This window comes from Paenibacillus riograndensis SBR5 (assembly GCF_000981585.1).
In the GTDB taxonomy this organism is placed as follows: domain Bacteria; phylum Bacillota; class Bacilli; order Paenibacillales; family Paenibacillaceae; genus Paenibacillus_AQ; species Paenibacillus_AQ riograndensis.
In genome coordinates this window covers 4930790-4949940 of record NZ_LN831776.1, presented here as the reverse complement: position 1 = coordinate 4949940, position 19151 = coordinate 4930790, and the positions used below count along the sequence as shown (strand labels likewise).

Here is a 19151-nt window from a genome sequence, read left to right as displayed (position 1 = left end):
ATAGGTTGAGCTTAAAGCTTATACAACAAAGGAGGAAGAACCCATGCCGCTTCCAGTACCCAACCTGGACGATCTTGGCTTTGATGAGCTAGTGGCGGATGCCAAAACGCTGATCCCGCTCTACGATCCGGATTGGACGAATTATAATCCCTCCGACCCCGGCATCACACTGATTGAGCTGTTTGCATGGTTCAGCGAAATGGTTCTCTACCGGATTGACCAGGTGACGGAAGAGAGCCAACTGCAGTTTCTCAAGCTGCTGGGTGTTGCCCTGGCAGAAGGGGAGGAGCTGACAAGCGGGATACGGCGCGGGGTGAAGCAGTTTTCGGAGTGCTACAGAGCCGTAACGGCAGCGGATTTTCAGCTGTTGGCCAAGCAGAGCCTGCTGGATATTCCGGGCATTCTGGACACCTATCCCGATCTTGCGGTGCGCACTCTCTGTCTGATCAATACAGATATGGAGAACGGCACCGGAGTGAACAAAGAAGCTTTCGGGCATGTCTCTGTGGTATTGATTCTCCAGACGGATAATCAGAAGGATCTGCTGCGAGAAATGACACAGATCAAGCAGAGCGTCAAAGCTTATCTGGACGCCCGCAAGCTGCTGACCACGCGTGTCCATGTGGTCGAGCCCGATTACCGGGATATTGTGATCGAGATGACAGTGTCCGCCAAGGACAAAAGTATCGGCAGCACGGTTATCGACAGTATTACACGTTTCCTAGATCCGGTAAGCGGGGGAGAGGAAGGCCTGGGCTGGCTTCCGGGCAGAAAGCTGTATGCCTCTGATCTGTACCATCTCGTAGAAGGCATATCCGGGATCGATCATGTTACGAGTGTGGCGCTGGATTCCCCCGACCTGCTGCCGTTCCAGTTATTTAAACTGAAGGACCTGAAAGTTGAGGTGGAATCGTGAGCAGCCAGAACGATTATAGCTATGTGCAGTACCTTCCCAGAGTATTTCAGCAGAAAGCAGGGGAATCGGACGAACAATTTTTTCTGGGCCGGTTCCTGAAGGCCTTTGAAGCCATGCTCTCCGGTAAAACAGGAGCGGCCGGGGAAGAGTCGGTCGGGATTGAAGCACTGCTGGATGGACTGCATCAGTATTTTGATCCCGGCAGGGCCCCCTCCCAGTTTCTGCCCTGGCTCGCAGGCTGGGTAGGCCTGGAGCTGGAAGAAGGCCTCGAATATGACGGGGAACAGGATAACCGGGACCGTGCGCTTGCCCCTATGCAGATTCTCCCGCTTCCTGCGGCCCGCAGCACCGTCAACCGCAATCTGATCAGCAGCATTGTCCGGCTCTACAAAAAACGCGGAACGCTGGACGGGCTGGCGGAATATTTGCAGGTCTATGCAGGGGAAGAGGCCGCCATTCAGATCAATGATTACGAAGAGCCTGTCCGCTGCGGCATCGGGCAGCGTGTAGGAATCAATACCATGGTGGGGGCGGCGGAGCCGAGCTATTTCTCCGTTCATGTCATCCTTCCCGCGTACAGCCGGAGCATCCTGCAGAACAAAGTGCAAATTCTGCAAGAGGTGATCCGTAAGGAAAAACCTTTTTACACCAATTCCAGCTTGAATATTGAAGTTCCGAAAATGTGCCTGGGGGTGTACGGGCGTGTTGGAATGGAGACCTTGCTCGGGGGTATGACAGAGAATTAGAAGATAGAGAACGGAGGCAAGTAAATCATGGGAAAAGAATTTGCAAGAATGCGTTACTTTGACGGGCTCTTCCTGAATGCGGAGGATTACAAGCTGGACCAGAATTTCTACCTGCGTTTGCAGCGGCTGCATAACCGTTACCTGCATACCTGGGGCATTGTCTGCGGGCTGAAGGTGCTCCCTGTGCTGGATCCGGGTGAATACATGAAGGTAAAGGTAGCCGAAGGGCTGGCTTTGAATCAGGTAGTGATTGAAGATGCTGCGACGAAGAAGAAAGAGAGCATCAGCCAGGAAATCCTCATCTATGAGGGACATCCTGACAATCCGGTGGATCTGTCCGAATATAACGCCAACGAGACCATCTATATTTGGGTCAGTTATGAAGAGATGGAGACTGACCGCAATATTGAGCGGGGCCAGGGAGAGAAGATTCACATCTGGGAGCGGGGGCGGATCAGCCACGGTACCAAGAAGCCTGACAGCTCTGAGCATATCGTTCTGGCCCGGATTGTCCCGCGCAAGGAAAGCAATGGAATCGTTATCGACAGCGCATGTATTTTCGACTACGACAGTGACGTTGCCCGTACGCCGCTCCGGACCTACGCAGGTGCAGCGGGCAAAAAGATGGTTACAGAGAAGCTGATTATCAAAGCAAAGAGCGAAGACAGCATCGACAATATGGAGCTGAATGAAGCGACGCTGGCTGGCATGCCTGCGGTATATACGCTCCAGGAAGGAAAGGTGCTGGAGGTCAGCGCACCGGAGACGCGTTTTACCGGGGCGCTTAACATCGCCGGAGATTTAACGCTCCAGGGTGAGCTTATTCTGCAGAGCAAGGATAAATCGCAAAGTGAAATGCGGATTATGAACAGCTTCGTAGAGGTCAACAGTCCCAACACGGATGATCCGGATTATGAGTTTCCGGGACCGCGGGATGGCGGGCTTGAGGTCTACCGGGGCGACGGAGGCATCCATGATGCCCGGATTGTATGGGTGGAGGCCGATCAATGCTTCAAGGCCGGACTTGGCACCGATCTCAAAAAAATTGCCTACGGCAACGAGTGGGACAGCCTGATCAAATATGAGTTCGCCGACCTGCTGCACAGACACAGCAAGCTGTCATCATCGGGCGGATCGTCGTTTGGCTTCAACAGCTCCGGCAAGCTGTTCAGCGATGCGGATCTGGCGCTCAAGGACGGGACAACCTTCTGGCTTAAGGGGACGAACCCGGACACGATTGACAGCTCGCATGGTCTCGGCTGGTTCGGAGCCGGCAAGCCTTTTGCCGCATCTGAAGTGGACGGGCCTGTATTATTCGGGAACAGCGGCGGGGTTCTGGGCACTAGAACGGCCAACAGCGACGGGTCCCGGACCGACCGGCCGGTCCTCTCCTGGAACAAGGCCGGCTATGTCGGAATCGGCCCCCGGAAGGCGCTGGAGGATTCCCTGGACATCGACGGCAGCCTGCGTATCCTCAGCGGCAGGAATCCTGTCCGCTTCACCTCTGTGTGGTCGGGATTTCCGGACAATCAGATTAACGGCGCAGAGATCAGCAATGATATCACCAATCACAAAGCACTGATGATTGTAGGCAACCAGTCAGCCGGACAGGGAAGAAAGGTTGCGATCTGGGACCGCCTCGATGTGAACGGATTTCTGTACGTGAACGGTGTTATGCAGGCTGCCCAGGAAATCATTCCAAGTGCAGGCAAAGGCGAGCACAACGGCATCATCTTCCCGGCGAACCCGGGCGGCGGCGGATCAGACCTGGCGTGGATCAAATATTATCCCCGCAGCGGCGAGGATTGCACGCTGGAGATCGGCACCTCTAATGATGCCAATGACCACATCTCGCTGAATGCCTCCGGCAATGTAGGCGTCGGAACGCTGACCCCGGCAGATAAGCTGGATGTGGCCGGGGAGCTGCGAGTCCTGAGCGGCAAGAATCCGATCCGCTTCACCTCGGCCTGGTCGGGATTCCCGGATCAGGCTCATAATCAGGCGGAGATCAGCAATGATACCACCACTTACAAATCCTTGATGCTGATCGGCAACTCGTCCTCCCCGGACGGCAAACGGAAGGTTGCGGTCTGGGATCAGCTGGATGTGAACGGATTCCTGCAGGTGAACGGAAGCGCCCGCATTGCAGGGGATCTGCAGATCACAGGAAGCATCAAGACCGATGTGTTCAACTTTGACGGAAGATTTAAAAAGCTGGATGTAGCAGATAATTTTGCGGCGTATGTACGCTGTGCCGACTTCTACATCGGCTATTCCGGACGCCGTGGAGCTCCCGGCAGAGCCCTGGTCGATAATGGAAACCACCTGGTGCTCAATTACGGCAATGATTGGTCGTACGCCTCGGTTCACAGCAGCCTTGAAGTGAAAAATGCCCTGATCCCCAGTGCGGGCAGCGGCAATAACGGGATTATCTTCCCTTCCGATCCCGGCGGCGGCAGCGGCGACTCGGCTTGGATCAAGTTCTACCCGACCAGCGGGGAAAACTGCGTGCTGGATATCGGTGTATCCAATGATGCCGGGGACCGCATTTATCTTCATGCCAGCGGCGGTGTCTATGCCAACGGCAGCATGTACTGGTGGTCCTCACGCGAGCTGAAGGACAACATCGCCGATATTCCCGTCAAAGAAGCGAAGCAGCTGCTCGACGGGCTGAACCCGGTTTCTTTTAAATACAAAGGAAGTACGAAGGAAAAAACGCTTGGTTTTATCGCTGAAGAGGTGCCGGCGGTTCTGGCCGACCCTGACCAGCGGGCCATCAGCGGGATGGATATCATCGCCGTTCTGACCAGTGTGGTGAAAGACCAGCAGAAGGCTATAACCAGAATGCAAAAACAAATCGCAACCCTGCAGGGTGCCTAAAAATTGGAGGATGAAATGATGAAGGAACAACTGGAAGCGCGCATGAATGAACTGAAGGCAGAACTCGAATCCGGCCGGCAAATGATGCAGGAGCTGGATGAGAAACGCAGCAATCTGGGGTATGCCATGACACGGATCAGCGGGGCCATCCAGGTGCTGGAGGAATTGTCTGCCGGCGAAGAGGAGTCCGTTCAAGACTGAATAAGCTGTAACTATGAAAGCCGGGAGGAGTGGGATTGTGCCAAAGGATATGAAACGCATGAATTATTTCAACGGGCTGCTGCTTAAGGAAGAGGACTTAACACTGGATCAGAATTATCATAAGCGCGCACGCGGGCTGCATAACCGTTATTTCCATAATTGGGGTGTCGTCACCGGGCTTAAGGTCAATCCAAAAGAGCTGACCCAAGTAGAGATTGATCCGGGGTTTGCCCTGAACCGGATCACGGACCCGGACAACAATGAAGAGATCAGCCAGGAAATTCTGGTCAGTGACACCCATCCGAAGCGGGTGCTGGATCTGTCCGGATACAGCACCTCGGATCAGATCTATATTTCAGTCAGCTACATGGAAGAGCTGGCAGACCCCGACCTGCTCAAGGGGGGCGGGGAAAATATTCATGTGTGGGAAAAAGCGGATATCAAGGCCAGCTCCCTGAAGCCTAAGGATGTGCGCAAGGACATCCTGTTAGGCCGTGTAACCCTGAAGCATAATCAGGACGGAGCGCTTAGCATCGACCAGATTTATGATACTGACGTGGACGGAACGCAACTTGTAACCAGAGCCATAGGCGGAGAAACGCTTAAGGCTGACAAAATTATTGTCGGATCCAAGGAAGATCCGGACCAGCCCTTTTTGAGCAACTCCGTTAAAGAGGATGGAAAAGAGGGAAACAAGCTCAATGTTCACGCAGCCTTGACTGAATTTACGGGCAATCTGAGAACCGGTGCGATCAGCTCCTACGGAGCCTTGGATGTAAACGGCGAGCTTGCTGTCACTGCCGGCAGTGAACAGGTGTTCAAGGTTAATGATTCCGGGGACGTGGATATGTCGGGTTCCGTTGCCGTAGCCGGATCTTTCTCTGCCAAAAGCGGGATTGAAGTCAGCGGAGGCATGGCTGTACTGGATGTGCCTCAGGTCATGGTGGGCGGAAATATGGTTACGCTCAACAAAAATGCCAGTAAGGAGAACAATAGCGGCTTTGAAGTCATCCGCAAGGACGAGCCCAGCGCCAAGCTGCTGTGGGATGAAAAGAGCAAAGGGTGGATGATTGGAACCGATGTGAAGGAGGGGGACGCGGCCAGCGGCATGTTCCATGTCGCCTATGGAGCAGAGTGGGAGCAGCTGCATGGCGGCTCGCTTGCCGATGGCCTGCATTCCCACAGTCAGCTGCATTCGGCGGACGGGAAGCCGGCTCTCCGCACCGATGCGCAGGGCAACATCCAGATCGACCAGACACTGACCGTGTCAGGGAGCCTGGTGTCCAAGCAGGACGGGCTGGAGGTCTTCCGGGGAGAGACACTGCCTAATGCCAAGATTGCCTGGAACGAGACGGCGAAGTCCTGGCAGATCGGCACGGCAAACGGAGACATGACGGATATCCCGGACGGGAAGCAGTGGGAAGAGCTGACCGGCGGAACCGGCAACGCGGATGCCCTGCATACCCACAGACAATTCCATAATGAGGATAAAAGCCTGCTGGCCCTGGAAATTGGTGCTGACGGAAATGTAAATATTCCGCATGAACTGATGGTCGGCGAGACGCTTACGGTCAACAAGCTGATTGTCAGGGAAGAAGAGGTAGTCGTCAAGAAAGTGGAGCAGGAGGTGGCGGACAGTTTCCTGACCGTGAACAAGGCAGACAATGATGCAGTGCTTGGCAGCAAGGGGGGCCTGGACGTATACCGGGGCATAAAGAATCCAAAAGCCCGTATGGAATGGAATGAGGCGGAGCGCAAGTGGAAAATCGGACTCGAAGGCAGCATGTCCGACATTCCGTATGGAACCAAATGGGATTCGCTGACGAACGGCTCACTGGCCGATGCGGCCCACAAGCACAGTGCGCTCAGCACACCGTCAGGGGGAACGATCCTCTCCGCCGATGAACATGGGAAGGTGTCTGCTTCCGGGAGTCTGGAGATTGGCGGAACCCTGAAGGGCCAGGGCAATTCTGAGCTCAAGGCTGATCTGAATGTGGGCGGCTCTGCTACCATCGAGGGCAACCTGACGGTAAAGGGCAAGACCACCTATGTGGACAAAGTAGATCTGGTTGTCGCCAGCAACCGGATTGAGCTGAACAAATCCGAAAGCAACGGCTCCATCTTGAACCAGAGCAGCATTGACGTCTACCGGGGGAAGCAGAAACCGAGCGCCAGGCTGGTCTGGAGCGAAACGGACGGCAGATGGAAGCTGGGGCTGGGAGATGAGCTGTCCAATATTGCGTACGGCAGCAATTGGGATGCGCTGACCGGAGGCGTGAGCTCGGATGCGGATGGCCTGCACCGGCATAATTCTCTAAGTGACAGCAAGGGCAACACTGTAATCCAGGCAACTGCCAAGGGCGATATTGAGATTACGAACAGCGCGGAGGTACAGGGAACACTTACGGTCGACAACGGTGCGGATATCAGCGGCGGGCTGGCGGTGCAAGGTCAGCTTAAGGTCGACGGCAACCTGATTGTCAAAGGTACCACGACTACTGTTGAGCGTGAAGACCTGGTCGTTACCAATAATGTGATCGAGATTAACAAGTTCAAAGGCGGGACGCCGCCCGCGAATGAGAGCGGGATTGAGGTCTACCGGGGGGAATCGCAGCCTGCCGCCAGAATTATCTGGAACGAGAGTGAACGCAAATGGAAGGTTGGCACAGGCAGCGCTCTGGAAAATATCGCAAGCGGCAGCTCCTGGGACAAGCTGACGCAAATGGCGAGTGCGGATTCCCTGCACACCCACAGTCAGATCTACAATCCGCAGACCGATATACTGGCACTAAGCGCCAGTGCCGAGGGGGATGTAGATGTCCATCATGATCTGACCGTCGGCAGCAATCTTACAGTGGCCGGAGATCTGGAAGTCCGGGGGACTTCTGCCAGCATCACTACGGACGAGCTGGACATCGGCAGTCCATGGGTCACGATCAATAAGGATGGCGGTGAGGTCTCTTCACTTTCGGGCGGCGGATTGGAAATCTACCGGGGACCCAACCAGCCTGCTGCCAAGATTACCTGGGACGAGACTAAGGATGAGTGGCAGCTTGCAACGCCTACAGAACCCGCCGCAATGGTTGTAGATACATCAGGTAATGTCAATGTACCCGGTGGACTGAAGGCTGCCAACGCCAGTGTCCTTGGTGCGGTGACCGCTGCCAGTGCAGCTATTGCCGGAACGGTGACCGTTGGTGATGGTCTTGAAGTACTCCAGGGAACGGAGACGAGTGCACAGATCAAATGGGCGAAGGACCGCTGGAAGCTGGGGACCGCAGGCAAAACTGTACTCAGCCTGACCCGCAGCGGCAAAGTGGGTGTGGGCACAGATAATCCTACTGAAGTTCTGGATGTGGCCGGCAAGGCTGTTTTCCGGACAGAGGCGGAAATCGCCGGAGCAGCAACGTTTTCGGGCAAGGTCACTGCCCATGGCGAAGCGACATTCGAAGGAGATGCTGCATTTAACAAGGCGATTCATGCGGCAGATCTTGCGGTAAGCAAAAATGCAGTCGTGGCCGGCAATGTTGTCGCAGGCGGCTTCGAGGCCCCGCGCGGGCTGGACAGCAGCGGCAAGGAACTGCCGAATGCGCGGATCGTCTGGAACAACGTGCAGAAGGCCTGGTTCTATGGCGACGGAGTTACGCTCTCGGAATTCGGCACGGGCAAAGGCGGCCAGAACAAGCTCTACAACGCGCTTGGTGATACCATTGCCCTGTTCGCGGATTCGGAAGGCAGAGTAGGGATCGGAACCAATACCCCGCTGGCACTTATGGATGTCAAGATTAAGGGGGGGCTCACGGCTTTCAGCGTAACCGGAGCAGGAAATGTCGGTATCGGGACCTATGATCCGAAATCAAAGCTCGATGTGCAGGGCGACACAGCGGTTGCGGGAACCCTCACAGCGGTTAATGCCGTTATCTCCAAGGATCTGACCGTAACTGGCAATCTGACTGTGAACGGCGATACAGTGATGATCAATGCAGCTACCCTGGAAGTTGAAGACAACATTATTAGAGTGAACAAGTATGCACCCCAAGCAACGCCGGTTGTCAAAAATGCGGGACTGGAGGTATTCCGCGGCGGGACCGCGCTCCCGGCCCAACTGATCTGGGATGAAACTGCCGATGAATGGCAGGCCGGTGTCCCGAACGCACTGAAGGCTATTGAGTTCAAAGGCCATACCCATCCGGAGTTCGCCGAATTGTCCGGCGCATTTACCGTAGTTTCCGGAAATGTCGGGATCGGCACCCCAGCGCCGGCCGCCAAGCTGGATGTCAACGGCAATGTGGCCGTTTCCGGCAAGCTGACCGCCGTAGACGCCGCTGCCAGCGGGACATTAACGGCCAAGGATGCAACGGTCAGCGGTGCATTGACGGCGAAGGATGCAACGGTCAGCGGTGTATTGACCGCGAAGGATGCAGCCATCAGCGGCAGCCTTACCCTCGGCCAGGGCATTGCCGTGGACAGGGGAGCCGACCCGAAAGCGCAGCTTCTCTGGGACGAATCCACAGATGCCTGGCAGGCTGGGGTAGCCGGAAGTATGAAGCAGCTTTCGTACAGCGGCCACACCCATCCGGAGCTGACGGCTCTGACCGGTGTGCTGAAGATAGCCTCCGGGAATCTCGGGATTGGCACCGTAGCGCCAACCGCCAAGCTGGATGTGAACGGCAATGCGGTAGTCTCAGGTAAAATGACCGTTGTTGACACAGCCATCAGCGGTACTTTAACCGCCAAAGACGCAACCGTCAGCGGCAGTCTTACACTCAGCCAGGGCATTGCCGTGGAGCGGGGAACCGATCCGAAAGCACAAATTCTGTGGAACGAAGCGCTGGATGAGTGGCAGGTTGGCGTAGCAGGCAGCCTGAAGCAGCTTGCCTACAGCGGCCATACGCACCAGGAGCTTACAGACCTGAGCGCAGTGCTGAAGATCGCTTCCGGTAATCTCGGGATTGGCACCGCCACACCCGCTGCCAAGCTCGATGTGAACGGCAATGCGGCAGTATCCGGGAAGCTGACGGTGGCCGACGCCGCAGTCAGCGGCACATTGACAGCAAAGGACGCAGCACTAACCGGAGTGCTGACCGTGAAGGATGTGTCGCTAAGTGGAACATTGACGGTTCCAAATGCAACAGTGTCCGCCACGCTGACAGCGAAAGACGCTGCGGTTAGCAATAAACTGACCGCCAAGGACGCTGTCATCAGCGGCAGTCTGGCGGTTAGCCAAGGCATTGAAGTCGGCCGCGGAACGGACAAAAAGGCCCGGATCGCCTGGGACACAGCTAACAATGTATGGCAAGCCGGAATCGAAGACAATTTGCAGACCTTAGTCTGCAAGGATCACGTTTATGATGAGCTGATTCAGGTAGCGGGCGCGGTGACCGTGGACTCCAGCAGCAATGTAGGGATCGGCAAAACCCCAACCGACGATTACAAGCTGGATGTGAACGGCAACCTGCGGGCGACCAATTTCGCCCAGACCTCTTCCAGAACCTTCAAGGAGAACATCGCCAGCCTTCCGGTGAAAAAAGCCCTGGAGCTGCTGAACAAACTGAAGCCTGTTACCTTTAACTACAAAGCGGAAAATGCCAAGAAACAGAATATCGGCTTCATCGCCGAGGACGTTCCGCAAATCTTCTCGACCACGGATCACAAGTCCGTTGTTCTGATGGATATCATCGCTGTGCTGACTACTGTTGTGCAGAAGCAGCAGAAGGAAGCCCAGGATATGCGGAAGCAGGTTAATGAACTTCAGGTTCAGGTAAAAGCCCTCGCAGGCGCATAACCTATAGGCGCTTGTAAGAGACAGATTAAGCAGCTCCATCAGCTATAGTGCTGTGGGGCTGCTTTGTTTTTTTATATTAAATAAGCACCCAGCCTACTAAGCGAAAAATACCTTTGAATTACGCACAGGCAGGCAAAATGGCGAAATGAGAGGTATAAGTACCTTTGAATTAGGCCCAGGTAGGTAAAATAGCGAAATGAGAGGTAAAAATACCTTTGAATTATGAGCAGGCAGGCTTCTCATAATATTCTCTCCAGCTAATCAGCCCTGGACTGCCATTTTGCAAAGTTTAAGTGTAGAATGGTCAGTAGATGAACGCCGCAGGAGGAACAGGGATGTCAAAAGAGTATTCGCGCACCTATATTGAGAGTGTAAAGCTGGAGCTGCTGAACAGGCTTGGCCTGAAGCAGGTCTATTATAAGGGTCAGGCAGGCGATGATTTACTCTATGAAGCCACGGGTTTTGACAAAAAGACCCAGCACAGATTCTGCGTCAGAACCAGAACCGGGACCGTTGACGAATTCGTGGCCGGGAAATGGATGAAGGTCCGCAGCTTTGAGATCAAGAGCAAAGAGCAATAAGACCTGGATATCCGAAAACAACAAAGCCGCCTAACCCCCGATTGAAGGGGACAGGTGGCTTTTCTATTCTGCAATCTACATAGAGAAATCGTTGCCGAGGTACACGTTCGGCGCAGTCAGATACAGCTCACGGACCACTACATTCTGCGGCTGCTGCAGCGCGTAGACTACGGCTCTTGCTATATCATCGCCGCTCAAAAAGGTTTGGCCCATGGCCCCGCTAATCCGTGCAATCAGCTCTTCCGGCAGGTGGTCCCCCTGCTTGTATTCGACCTCCATCCCCAGCTTGCGGGCAAGCTGTACAACTGCCTCCGGTTCAAGGTTCCGTCCGAAGTTAGTGGCTACAGCACCGGGAAGAATCGTTGTTATCTGAATCGGCTCTTGGGCCAGCTCACGAGTTAAGGCTTGTCCGATTGCATTTACCATGTGTTTGGTGGCGCTGTAGAAATCCCTTCCCGGTTCGTAGGCGTTGCCTGAGGAAATATTAATAATATGGCCTGGGGCGCCGCCCTCATTCAGCCGCATGGCCTGGACAGCTGCCTGCGAGCCGGCCAGAAGCGCCACGATGTTGACATCGATCATCTCCCGCCAGTCCTCCACCTTCGTATCGACAATATTCCCATGGATATGCAGGCCGGCATTGTTGACCATGATATCCAAATGACCGGTCTGCGTCCGGGTTTGGCGGATAAAATCCTGCAGCCTGCCGGTATCCCGGAGATCAAATGCGCTGCAGGTGGCTTGACCGCCTGCCAGTTCAATTTGCGACTTCACCTCTTCCAGTTGTTCCCGGCTTCTTCCGGTGATGAAGACATGCACACCTTGTGCTGCGAGCCGGGTGGCGATGGCGCGTCCAATGCCGCTGGATGCACCTGTAATGACGGCTGTTTTATGATTTAACATGCTGTTTCCTCCTTTGTGTAATGAACAATGTGTTGATTTATGAACCATGTGTTTATTATAATCAGGGTAATATACACTTACAATAATCACTATTTTGAATAGTGTTCATTAAGGTTGGAGTGGAGAAATGGAGGGGCTTTTATGGAAAAAGCCGCTGATCTGCGGGTGATCCGCACCAAGAAACTGATCGATGAAGCGTTCCTGTCACTTGTTGAGGAGAAAGGGCTGGAAGGTGTGAATGTTAGAAGTCTGACCTCCAAAGCAGGGATTAACCGCGGCACCTTCTATCTGCATTATCAGGATATTTATGATCTGATGGAGAAGATGGAGGATCAGATTATCGAAGAGATGAACGCTCTGCCAGCCCGGACCATACCTGAACAGCTGCTTGGCAGCGGGAGTGTAGAAGAGCCTTTTCCCTCGATTGTGGAATTTATCCGCTTTATGAACGGGCGGCACCGGTTTTTTGCTATTTTTTTCGCCCAGGAGGGCACCTCATTTGGAAAAAGACTAAGAACACTGATTCACAGCCGCATGTATGAGAAGCTTCCCCGGCAGGCCTTTAATCCGGATGCCTTGGCGGTCCCGGACGATTATATTGTCGCTTATTTCAGCTCAGCGCATTTCGGAGTCATCCGGCACTGGTTTGAATCGGGAAGAACACTCCCCCCGGAGCAGGTGGCGCTGATCTTAACCCGCCTCGTCCGCGACGGCCCGCTGCTGACCGCGCTGAACCGTAAGCCGGAGCAGCCGGAGAAGTGAATTCCCTGCACCAGTACAGGATAATCGCCTCTATTTATCTGGAATAATATTCATAAAAATAAGTTGACTGAATCAACTTATCGGAGTATAACATAGTTGACTGGATCAACCATGGAGGCGGTAAAATGGAGCTTTTAACACTCGCAAGAAATGTAGGAATACTCCACAGGCAAACTCAGACGTATATTGCGGCTATTGGCAGCGCACTGGATATCAGCTTCTCGGAGTGTATCCTTCTGATGAACATTTACGGCAATGAGGGTATCACTCAGGAGGAACTGTCCGCTCTGTTGTTTATAGATAAGGCGGCAACGGCTAGATCGCTTCAATCTCTTGAGAAGAAGGGGGTGATCAGGCGGGAGACGAAAAATGAGGATAGAAGAGCCAAGAAACTTTTTGTTACGGATAAAGGAACAGAATTTCAAGCGTATTTCTTCAACCGTCTGGAAGCATGGGAGAAGGTTACAACCGGAGGAATGGATGAAGAGGCAAAGGACCAGGTCTTCAAGGGGCTGCAGAGGATGGCGGAGCAATCCATGCGGGCAGACCTAAGTGACTGTCAACAATCCAAGGAAGAAGGCCATAAGTATGCCACTCAACCCAAAACTGAATAAATTGCTGGAGACTGATTTTGCACAAATTTATACATTGCCTCTGGAGCAGCAGAGAGAATGGTACGCTCACAGCTGGGATGATTGCAAAGGAAGTGCTGTAGAAGTTGGTACAGTACAAGATTTTACCGTCACCACTTCTGTCAGGGATACCCGGATACGAGTCTATTCCCCCCAAGGCGATGGCCCTTTCCCTGCTTTCATTTGGATTCATGGAGGCGGCTTTGTGTTTGGAAATATTGAAGTCTATGACCCGATCTGCCGCAGGATAACGGATACTGTGAAGTGTACAGTAATTTCCATCGAATACGGCCTGGCGCCGGAGCATAAGTTCCCCCAGCCAGTGGCAGAGTGCTACCAGACTGTAAGCTGGATATTCGGGCATGCAGAACGCTTGAACCTTTCCGCTAACCGCATCGCTATTGGGGGCGACAGTGTGGGCGGGACTCTTGCAGCGGTCATCTGCCAGCTCTCCCGGGATACAGGAGAATTCAAGCTTGTGTATCAGGTCATCATTAACGCAATGCTGGATTTGCTGGGAGTCACAGAACCTAAATCGCGCGTAGAGAATGCGGAAGGCTATAGACTGACCACCAAAGGCATCGAATGGTTTGTGTCCCAGTACTTGAATGAAGCAAGCGAGGCCCGGAGCCCTCTGGCTTCACCGCTGCTTGCTGAGTATCTTGGAGAGCTTCCTTCCGCTTGCATAATTACCTCAGAATATGATCCGTTGAGAGATGAAGGGGAGATGTATGCGCAGCGGCTCATTGCGGCAGGAGTTGATGTTTGTTTAAAAAGATACAACGGGGTCATTCATGGTTTTTTTAACATGCAGGAGACCTTGGAGGAAGCGCAGGATGCCCTGGCGCTGGTCTGTGCGATGCTGGCGGAAGCCTTCGGGAAGGAGCTGCAATGATGGCTAGTATCCAGGAATGGCGGGCAAATAAAATCGACCTTCACAGCCATTATCTGCCTTCAGCCTACAGAGAGGCATTGCTGAAACATGCCGGACCCAATCCCGATGGTTTTCCAACTCCCGTCTGGCATGCGGACCTTCATTTGGAGGCGATGGAGCAATTGGGGATTGCGGTCTCGCTATTGTCTCTGTCTTCTCCCCATATTCATTGGGGAGACAGAGAAGCTGCCAGAGAACTGGCCCGTAGGGTAAACGAGGACGGTGCGGAGCTTGTGCGGAAGTATCCCGGGAAGTTTGGCTTGCTGGCCTCATTGCCTGTGCCGGAGATTTCCGATTCCATTGTAGAGATTAAATACGCTATGGATGTGCTGCATGCTGACGGTTTTACACTGCCTACCCATGCGCTGGGAGTATATCTGGGCAATCCCTGCCTGCATGATATCTTTGCCGAGCTGAACACACGTAAAGCCATTGTCGCACTTCATCCCAATAGACCCGCTCTCGTCCCGGAGCATGTTCTGGAAAGATTGCCTGCCCCGATGATGGAGTTTTTCTTCGATACGACCCGCACAGTAATGAACCTTATCTTCACGGGGACCTTTAGCCGCTTTCCCGACATCACTTTCATTATCCCGCATGCTGGTGCGTTCCTGCCGGTACTTGCCGACCGGATTGCACCGGCGCTGCATATGATGCCTTCGATATTCGGTGAGCACACGGAGGATGCCGGGGTGGATATCTACACCTCACTAAAAGGACTCTATTATGACATAGCCGGCGCTTGTCTGCCCAGACAGCTGGATAATCTGCTGCAATTGATTGGGACGGACCATCTCTTGTATGGCAGCGACTACCCGTATACCCCGGCTGATGCCTGCAAATCTTTAGCGGACGGTCTGGAGGGGACTAACCTGCTGACGGATGAAGCGCGTTGTCAAATCTATGGTGAGAATGCGTTGCGTTTGTTTCCAGGGCTGTAACGGCTTCTTCTGAGATTACGGCTTGTTTTGCATGTACCCGCTTTGATCATAGGATCAAGGCGTTTTTTTATTGTATGGGGCGTGCCCAGAAAGCACGTATCTTCTAGCCGGTGAAAGTCCGGTCACGGGAGGGGCCAAGCCCCCGTGTAGCTGGGATGCCTGCGTACGGCGAAATCTGTGCGTAGAAGCGCATCGACAAAAGTCCGGTCAGAGACAGGGCGAGCAACCTGCTAGGCCGTAACATGAAGTGAATCCTGCCGCGTCGTCACAAAGGCCCCGCAAGGGGGGAGAGAGGAAGTCGAGCCTCGCCTATACGGGTGAAGACCACGGAAGCTGCAGAGAACTTGGAACGGCAGTGAAGAATCCTCCGGCGTATGGGGATCGGCATGGAAGGAAAGAAGACGCAGTGAACTGGGGAGACCCTCCCCCACACGGGAGGAATTTTTTTTTTAGAAACCCGTAAAGAGACGCTCTATAAGTCCAAAAGATGAAATGAACCGTCTGTGGGAAGGGAGTCCGAGGGGCTCATAATACCGAAGAACCTAAGGACAACATAACCTTAGGGAGGGAAGGAGCCCTGCTTTGTTTATGCTTTTGGAGGAGGTACGAGTGAGTGAATGCCAAAGGGCTAACGACACCAAAGGAAAAAGTTCAAGAACTCCAAGAAAAGCTAGGTCATGCGGCCAAGGAGAACAAGAAGCGTAAATTTCATGCGCTGTATGACAAGGTCTACCGCCCGGATGTGCTGTGTGAAGCCTGGAAACGGGTGAAAGCGAATAAGGGAGCAGCAGGAGTAGATGCCGTGACGCTCGCAGACATCGAGGAACGAGGAGAAACGAACTTCCTTAAGACCTGTGAGCGAGAATTGAAAGAAGGCAGCTACCATCCGCAGCCTGTGCGGCGGCACTATATCCCAAAGAAAGACGGGAAGCCAAGGCCGCTGGGCATACCCACCGTGCGCGACCGAGTCATACAGATGGCAACCAAACTCGTGATTGAGCCCATCTTCGAAGCAGACTTCGAAGAAGTATCCTTCGGATTTCGCCCGAAGCGAAGTGCGAAAGGAGCGCTGGAACGAATCCGGAAAGCCTGCAACCGCAAAGGAAATTGGGTAGTCGACGTCGATATCCAAGGTTACTTCGACAACATTAATCAAGAGAAGCTCATGAAACTGGTACAGATGCGTATCAATGACAGGAGAATCTTGAAGTTAATACGGAAATGGCTTCAGGCGGGAGTTATGGAAGAAGGAAACGTGAGGCGTTCCGATTTAGGGACACCACAAGGTGGCGTCATCTCACCGCTGTTGGCGAATATCTACTTGAACTACTTTGACCGGCTATGGGAGAAACACGGAAGTGGATTGGGGGAACTGACCAGGTATGCAGACGATTTCGTCGTAGTCTGTAAAACGAAAAAGGACGCCGAACATGCCTATGAGCTCATAAGCAGAATCATGGAACGTCTGGAGTTAACTCTACATCCGACCAAAACCCGCATTGTAGGCCTGTGGACAGGAGACGAAGGATTCGACTTTTTAGGAATGCACCATCGAAAAACGAAAGCAGAAACTTCCCAAGGGAAGGTATATTACACCACACAGCAATGGCTAACGAAAAAGGCAGAGGAGCGCATCCGAGGCGTGGTCAAAGAAAGATTAGCCCCTCCGAGCATGCGCTCAAGAACGTTGGCGGAACAGGTGGAATGGCTCAATCCAAAGATTCAAGGATGGAGAAATTATTACTACACGAACTACAGCCAAAAGAGATTAGCGAAACTGGATTGGTATATTTTGCAAAGATTAACCCGGTGGTACGCGAAGAAGAGACAACGCGGGAGATGGATGAGGTCCAGGTCAGAAGTTAAATATTTGACCATCCAATATGGACTAAAAACGCTATTGTAATCTGCATGCCCATGAATGACGAACATCGGAAAGCCGTATGAGGGAAAACCTCACGTACGGTTTGATGAGGAGGGGCTGGGTTGCACCAGCCCTTTACTCTAGAAATTTGGCAAAGTAAAAAAATGTGGGCAGCAGCCAGCCAATCCCTATGATGGACTCTGGAATCTGGAGGCGTCCTTCCGTTCCTTCATCTTGGCTTCAAGCATGGAATCGATGAAACTCTCTACGGCATCAGTCTGCAGCTTAAGAATTATGTAAGGTTCAGGTAATAAAAAAGAAAATTCTGCTGTGTACAATAAGAGCCAGGAAGACAAACGAAGAAGCCAAAGGGGATAGCGGGAATGACAACCATATTGCGGACATGGGAGCTAACCAAGGAGTATCAAGGCAAAGAGGTTGTTAGCGGCGTGAACATGAATATTAAGCAAGGCGAAATTTACGGGTTCCTGGGACCGAACGGGGCGGGTAAAACCACGGTAATGAAAATGATCACCAATCTGGTGAAGCCGACAGAGGGGTTTATCGAATTTTTTGGAGTGAGCATGACAGACCATTCCTATGAATTGCTGAAGCGCATGGGCTGTATTATTGAAAATCCGGTGTTCTACGACAAGCTGACGGCGAGAGAAAATCTCCAGCTGCACGGGGAGTATATGGGGCACTACAATGTGAAGGCCATGGAAGAAGCGCTGGAGCTGGTCAAGCTGAAGGATGTGGACAAAAAGCCGGTCAAGCAATTCTCCCTGGGGATGAAGCAGCGGCTGGGCATTGCCCGGGCGCTAATGACCAAGCCGGAGCTGCTCATTCTGGATGAGCCGATCAACGGGCTGGACCCCATGGGCATCAAGGAAATGCGTGAAGTATTCCGCATGCTGAGCCGGGAATATGGAATGACACTGCTGATCTCCAGCCACATTCTGGGGGAGGTTGAACAGGTTGCCGACACCATCGGCGTGATCTTTGAGGGAATTTTGCTGGAGGAAGTGGCGATGGATGTGATCCGCAGCCGGAACACGCCATACATCGAGCTGATTACCGGAGAGAGCGGCAAAGCGCTGTATGTGCTGGAGCACAAGCTGGGCCTCACCAACTTCAAGATGCTGAACCCCCGGACGATCCGCATTTACGATGCCGTACAGCAGCTTGAACTGAATAAAGCCCTGACAGAAGCGGATGTGGAACTGGAAAGCTTGAGTAAAAAAAATCATTCGCTGGAAGATCATTTTGTGGAATTGATGGGGTGGGGAGGCATTGCTTAATTTCATTTTTTAATTTTCAGGCAGTGAATAATCATCCGTAAGCGTCAAACAGAGGAGAGGTAAATATTAAAAGTGAATTACATTAGTTGTTAGAGGAAGGATGAATGAAGTGGAACTAAAAATTGGTAAAAGTATGGTGCAGTCCCTCTGGATGGCCTGGGAAAAGGTGTTTGCGCTGGGCTCACATTTTCGCGGAGCCGGTACCTCCCGTTTTGGGATTTGCAGCGTAATGCTCAAAAAACACAGAGGGAAGGCTATCATATGCCAGGACTCTACAGTGATTCATGACGGGGAATGGGTAGGAGAGCTGCACCTTGATAACGGAAGTATTCTGAAGCTGATAAAGTCCGAAGGTTCGGACCGGGCTGCACTGCGCACGGCAAGAATGCTGCGGCAATCCATGCGCCAGATCAATGAAGCCTTCGAATCGCAGTCAGAGTTCAAGCAGGTCAAGGCGCTCATGGGGATTACGCTGCTGCACCGGGGAATCACGCATGGTCTGGGCTTTGAGCAGCAGGCGATGCAGCCGGGATTGTTCAGACGGATGACCACGATCTATCTCCGCCTGCTGTTGTCAGCATTGCACCCGGAGGGGAAGAACAGAATCGGCCAACGCACCGATCAACTCGTCCCGATGCTGCTGATCCATTCGCGCGCTTCGCTGAAAGACCGTTTTTCCCCCGGACAGAAGCTGCCGGGATAAAT

Annotated in this window: 14 protein-coding genes; 13 read left to right on the top strand and 1 reads right to left on the bottom strand. The window is 53.1% G+C overall.

The annotated features are described in order from the left end of the window. The first annotated feature begins 43 nt into the window (after positions 1–43). The 6 genes from PRIO_RS21010 to PRIO_RS20985 all read left to right on the top strand — a co-directional run bounded on the left by PRIO_RS21010 (position 44) and on the right by PRIO_RS20985 (position 11109). A complete protein-coding gene (locus PRIO_RS21010) occupies positions 44–916 on the top strand; it encodes a baseplate J/gp47 family protein (RefSeq protein ID WP_020433754.1) in 873 nt (290 codons plus the stop codon). Beyond that, positions 913–1662 (top strand): hypothetical protein, encoded by a 750-nt coding sequence (locus PRIO_RS21005; RefSeq protein WP_020433753.1) that lies wholly within the window; start codon positions 913–915, stop codon positions 1660–1662. Before PRIO_RS21010 ends, PRIO_RS21005 begins: the two co-directional genes overlap by 4 nt. 27 nt (positions 1663–1689) lie before the next feature. After that, positions 1690–4542 (top strand): tail fiber domain-containing protein, encoded by a 2853-nt coding sequence (locus PRIO_RS21000; RefSeq protein WP_046504542.1) that lies wholly within the window; start codon positions 1690–1692, stop codon positions 4540–4542. 15 nt (positions 4543–4557) lie between these two features. Then, positions 4558–4743 (top strand): hypothetical protein, encoded by a 186-nt coding sequence (locus PRIO_RS20995; protein ID WP_231869728.1) that lies wholly within the window; start codon positions 4558–4560, stop codon positions 4741–4743. Positions 4744–4780: 37 nt separating this feature from the next. Further along, on the top strand, positions 4781–10528 hold the full coding sequence (locus tag PRIO_RS20990) for a tail fiber domain-containing protein (RefSeq protein ID WP_046504538.1): 5748 nt from the start codon (positions 4781–4783) through the stop codon (positions 10526–10528). 335 nt (positions 10529–10863) lie between these two features. After that, positions 10864–11109, top strand: coding sequence for a hypothetical protein (locus tag PRIO_RS20985; protein ID WP_020433748.1), 246 nt, complete (start codon positions 10864–10866; stop codon positions 11107–11109). A gap of 75 nt (positions 11110–11184) precedes the next feature. Here PRIO_RS20985 and PRIO_RS20980 read toward each other — a convergent pair whose 3' ends face one another. Then, entirely contained in the window at positions 11185–12012 is an 828-nt protein-coding gene (locus PRIO_RS20980) for an SDR family oxidoreductase (RefSeq protein WP_046504535.1), read from the bottom strand. A 141-nt stretch (positions 12013–12153) separates the two neighbouring features. Here PRIO_RS20980 and PRIO_RS20975 point away from each other — a divergent pair, with 141 nt between their 5' ends. The 7 genes from PRIO_RS20975 (at position 12154) to PRIO_RS20945 (ending at position 19149) form a co-directional block, all read left to right on the top strand. Then, the gene (locus PRIO_RS20975; protein WP_020433746.1) at positions 12154–12774 is read left to right on the top strand and encodes a TetR/AcrR family transcriptional regulator; all 621 of its coding nucleotides are present in this window, start codon (positions 12154–12156) and stop codon (positions 12772–12774) included. A 125-nt stretch (positions 12775–12899) separates the two neighbouring features. Next, entirely contained in the window at positions 12900–13388 is a 489-nt protein-coding gene (locus tag PRIO_RS20970) for a MarR family winged helix-turn-helix transcriptional regulator (protein WP_020433745.1), read from the top strand. Then, complete coding sequence (locus PRIO_RS20965) at positions 13363–14301, top strand: alpha/beta hydrolase (protein WP_020433744.1); 939 nt, start codon at positions 13363–13365, stop codon at positions 14299–14301. The genes PRIO_RS20970 and PRIO_RS20965 overlap by 26 nt, the downstream gene beginning before the upstream one ends. Then, positions 14298–15281: an amidohydrolase family protein gene (locus tag PRIO_RS20960; RefSeq protein ID WP_144412124.1), complete on the top strand. Its 984-nt coding sequence runs from the start codon at positions 14298–14300 to the stop codon at positions 15279–15281. The genes PRIO_RS20965 and PRIO_RS20960 overlap by 4 nt, the downstream gene beginning before the upstream one ends. A gap of 613 nt (positions 15282–15894) precedes the next feature. Next, positions 15895–17187 carry a group II intron reverse transcriptase/maturase gene (gene ltrA, locus PRIO_RS20955; RefSeq protein ID WP_020425999.1) on the top strand — a complete coding sequence of 431 codons (1293 nt, stop codon included), beginning with the start codon at positions 15895–15897 and terminating at the stop codon, positions 17185–17187. Between the two features lie 341 nt (positions 17188–17528). Beyond that, positions 17529–18446 carry an ABC transporter ATP-binding protein gene (locus PRIO_RS20950; protein WP_046504526.1) on the top strand — a complete coding sequence of 306 codons (918 nt, stop codon included), beginning with the start codon at positions 17529–17531 and terminating at the stop codon, positions 18444–18446. A 133-nt stretch (positions 18447–18579) separates the two neighbouring features. Continuing rightward, positions 18580–19149 (top strand): YkoP family protein, encoded by a 570-nt coding sequence (locus PRIO_RS20945; RefSeq protein WP_407944501.1) that lies wholly within the window; start codon positions 18580–18582, stop codon positions 19147–19149. Positions 19150–19151 lie beyond the last annotated feature (2 nt).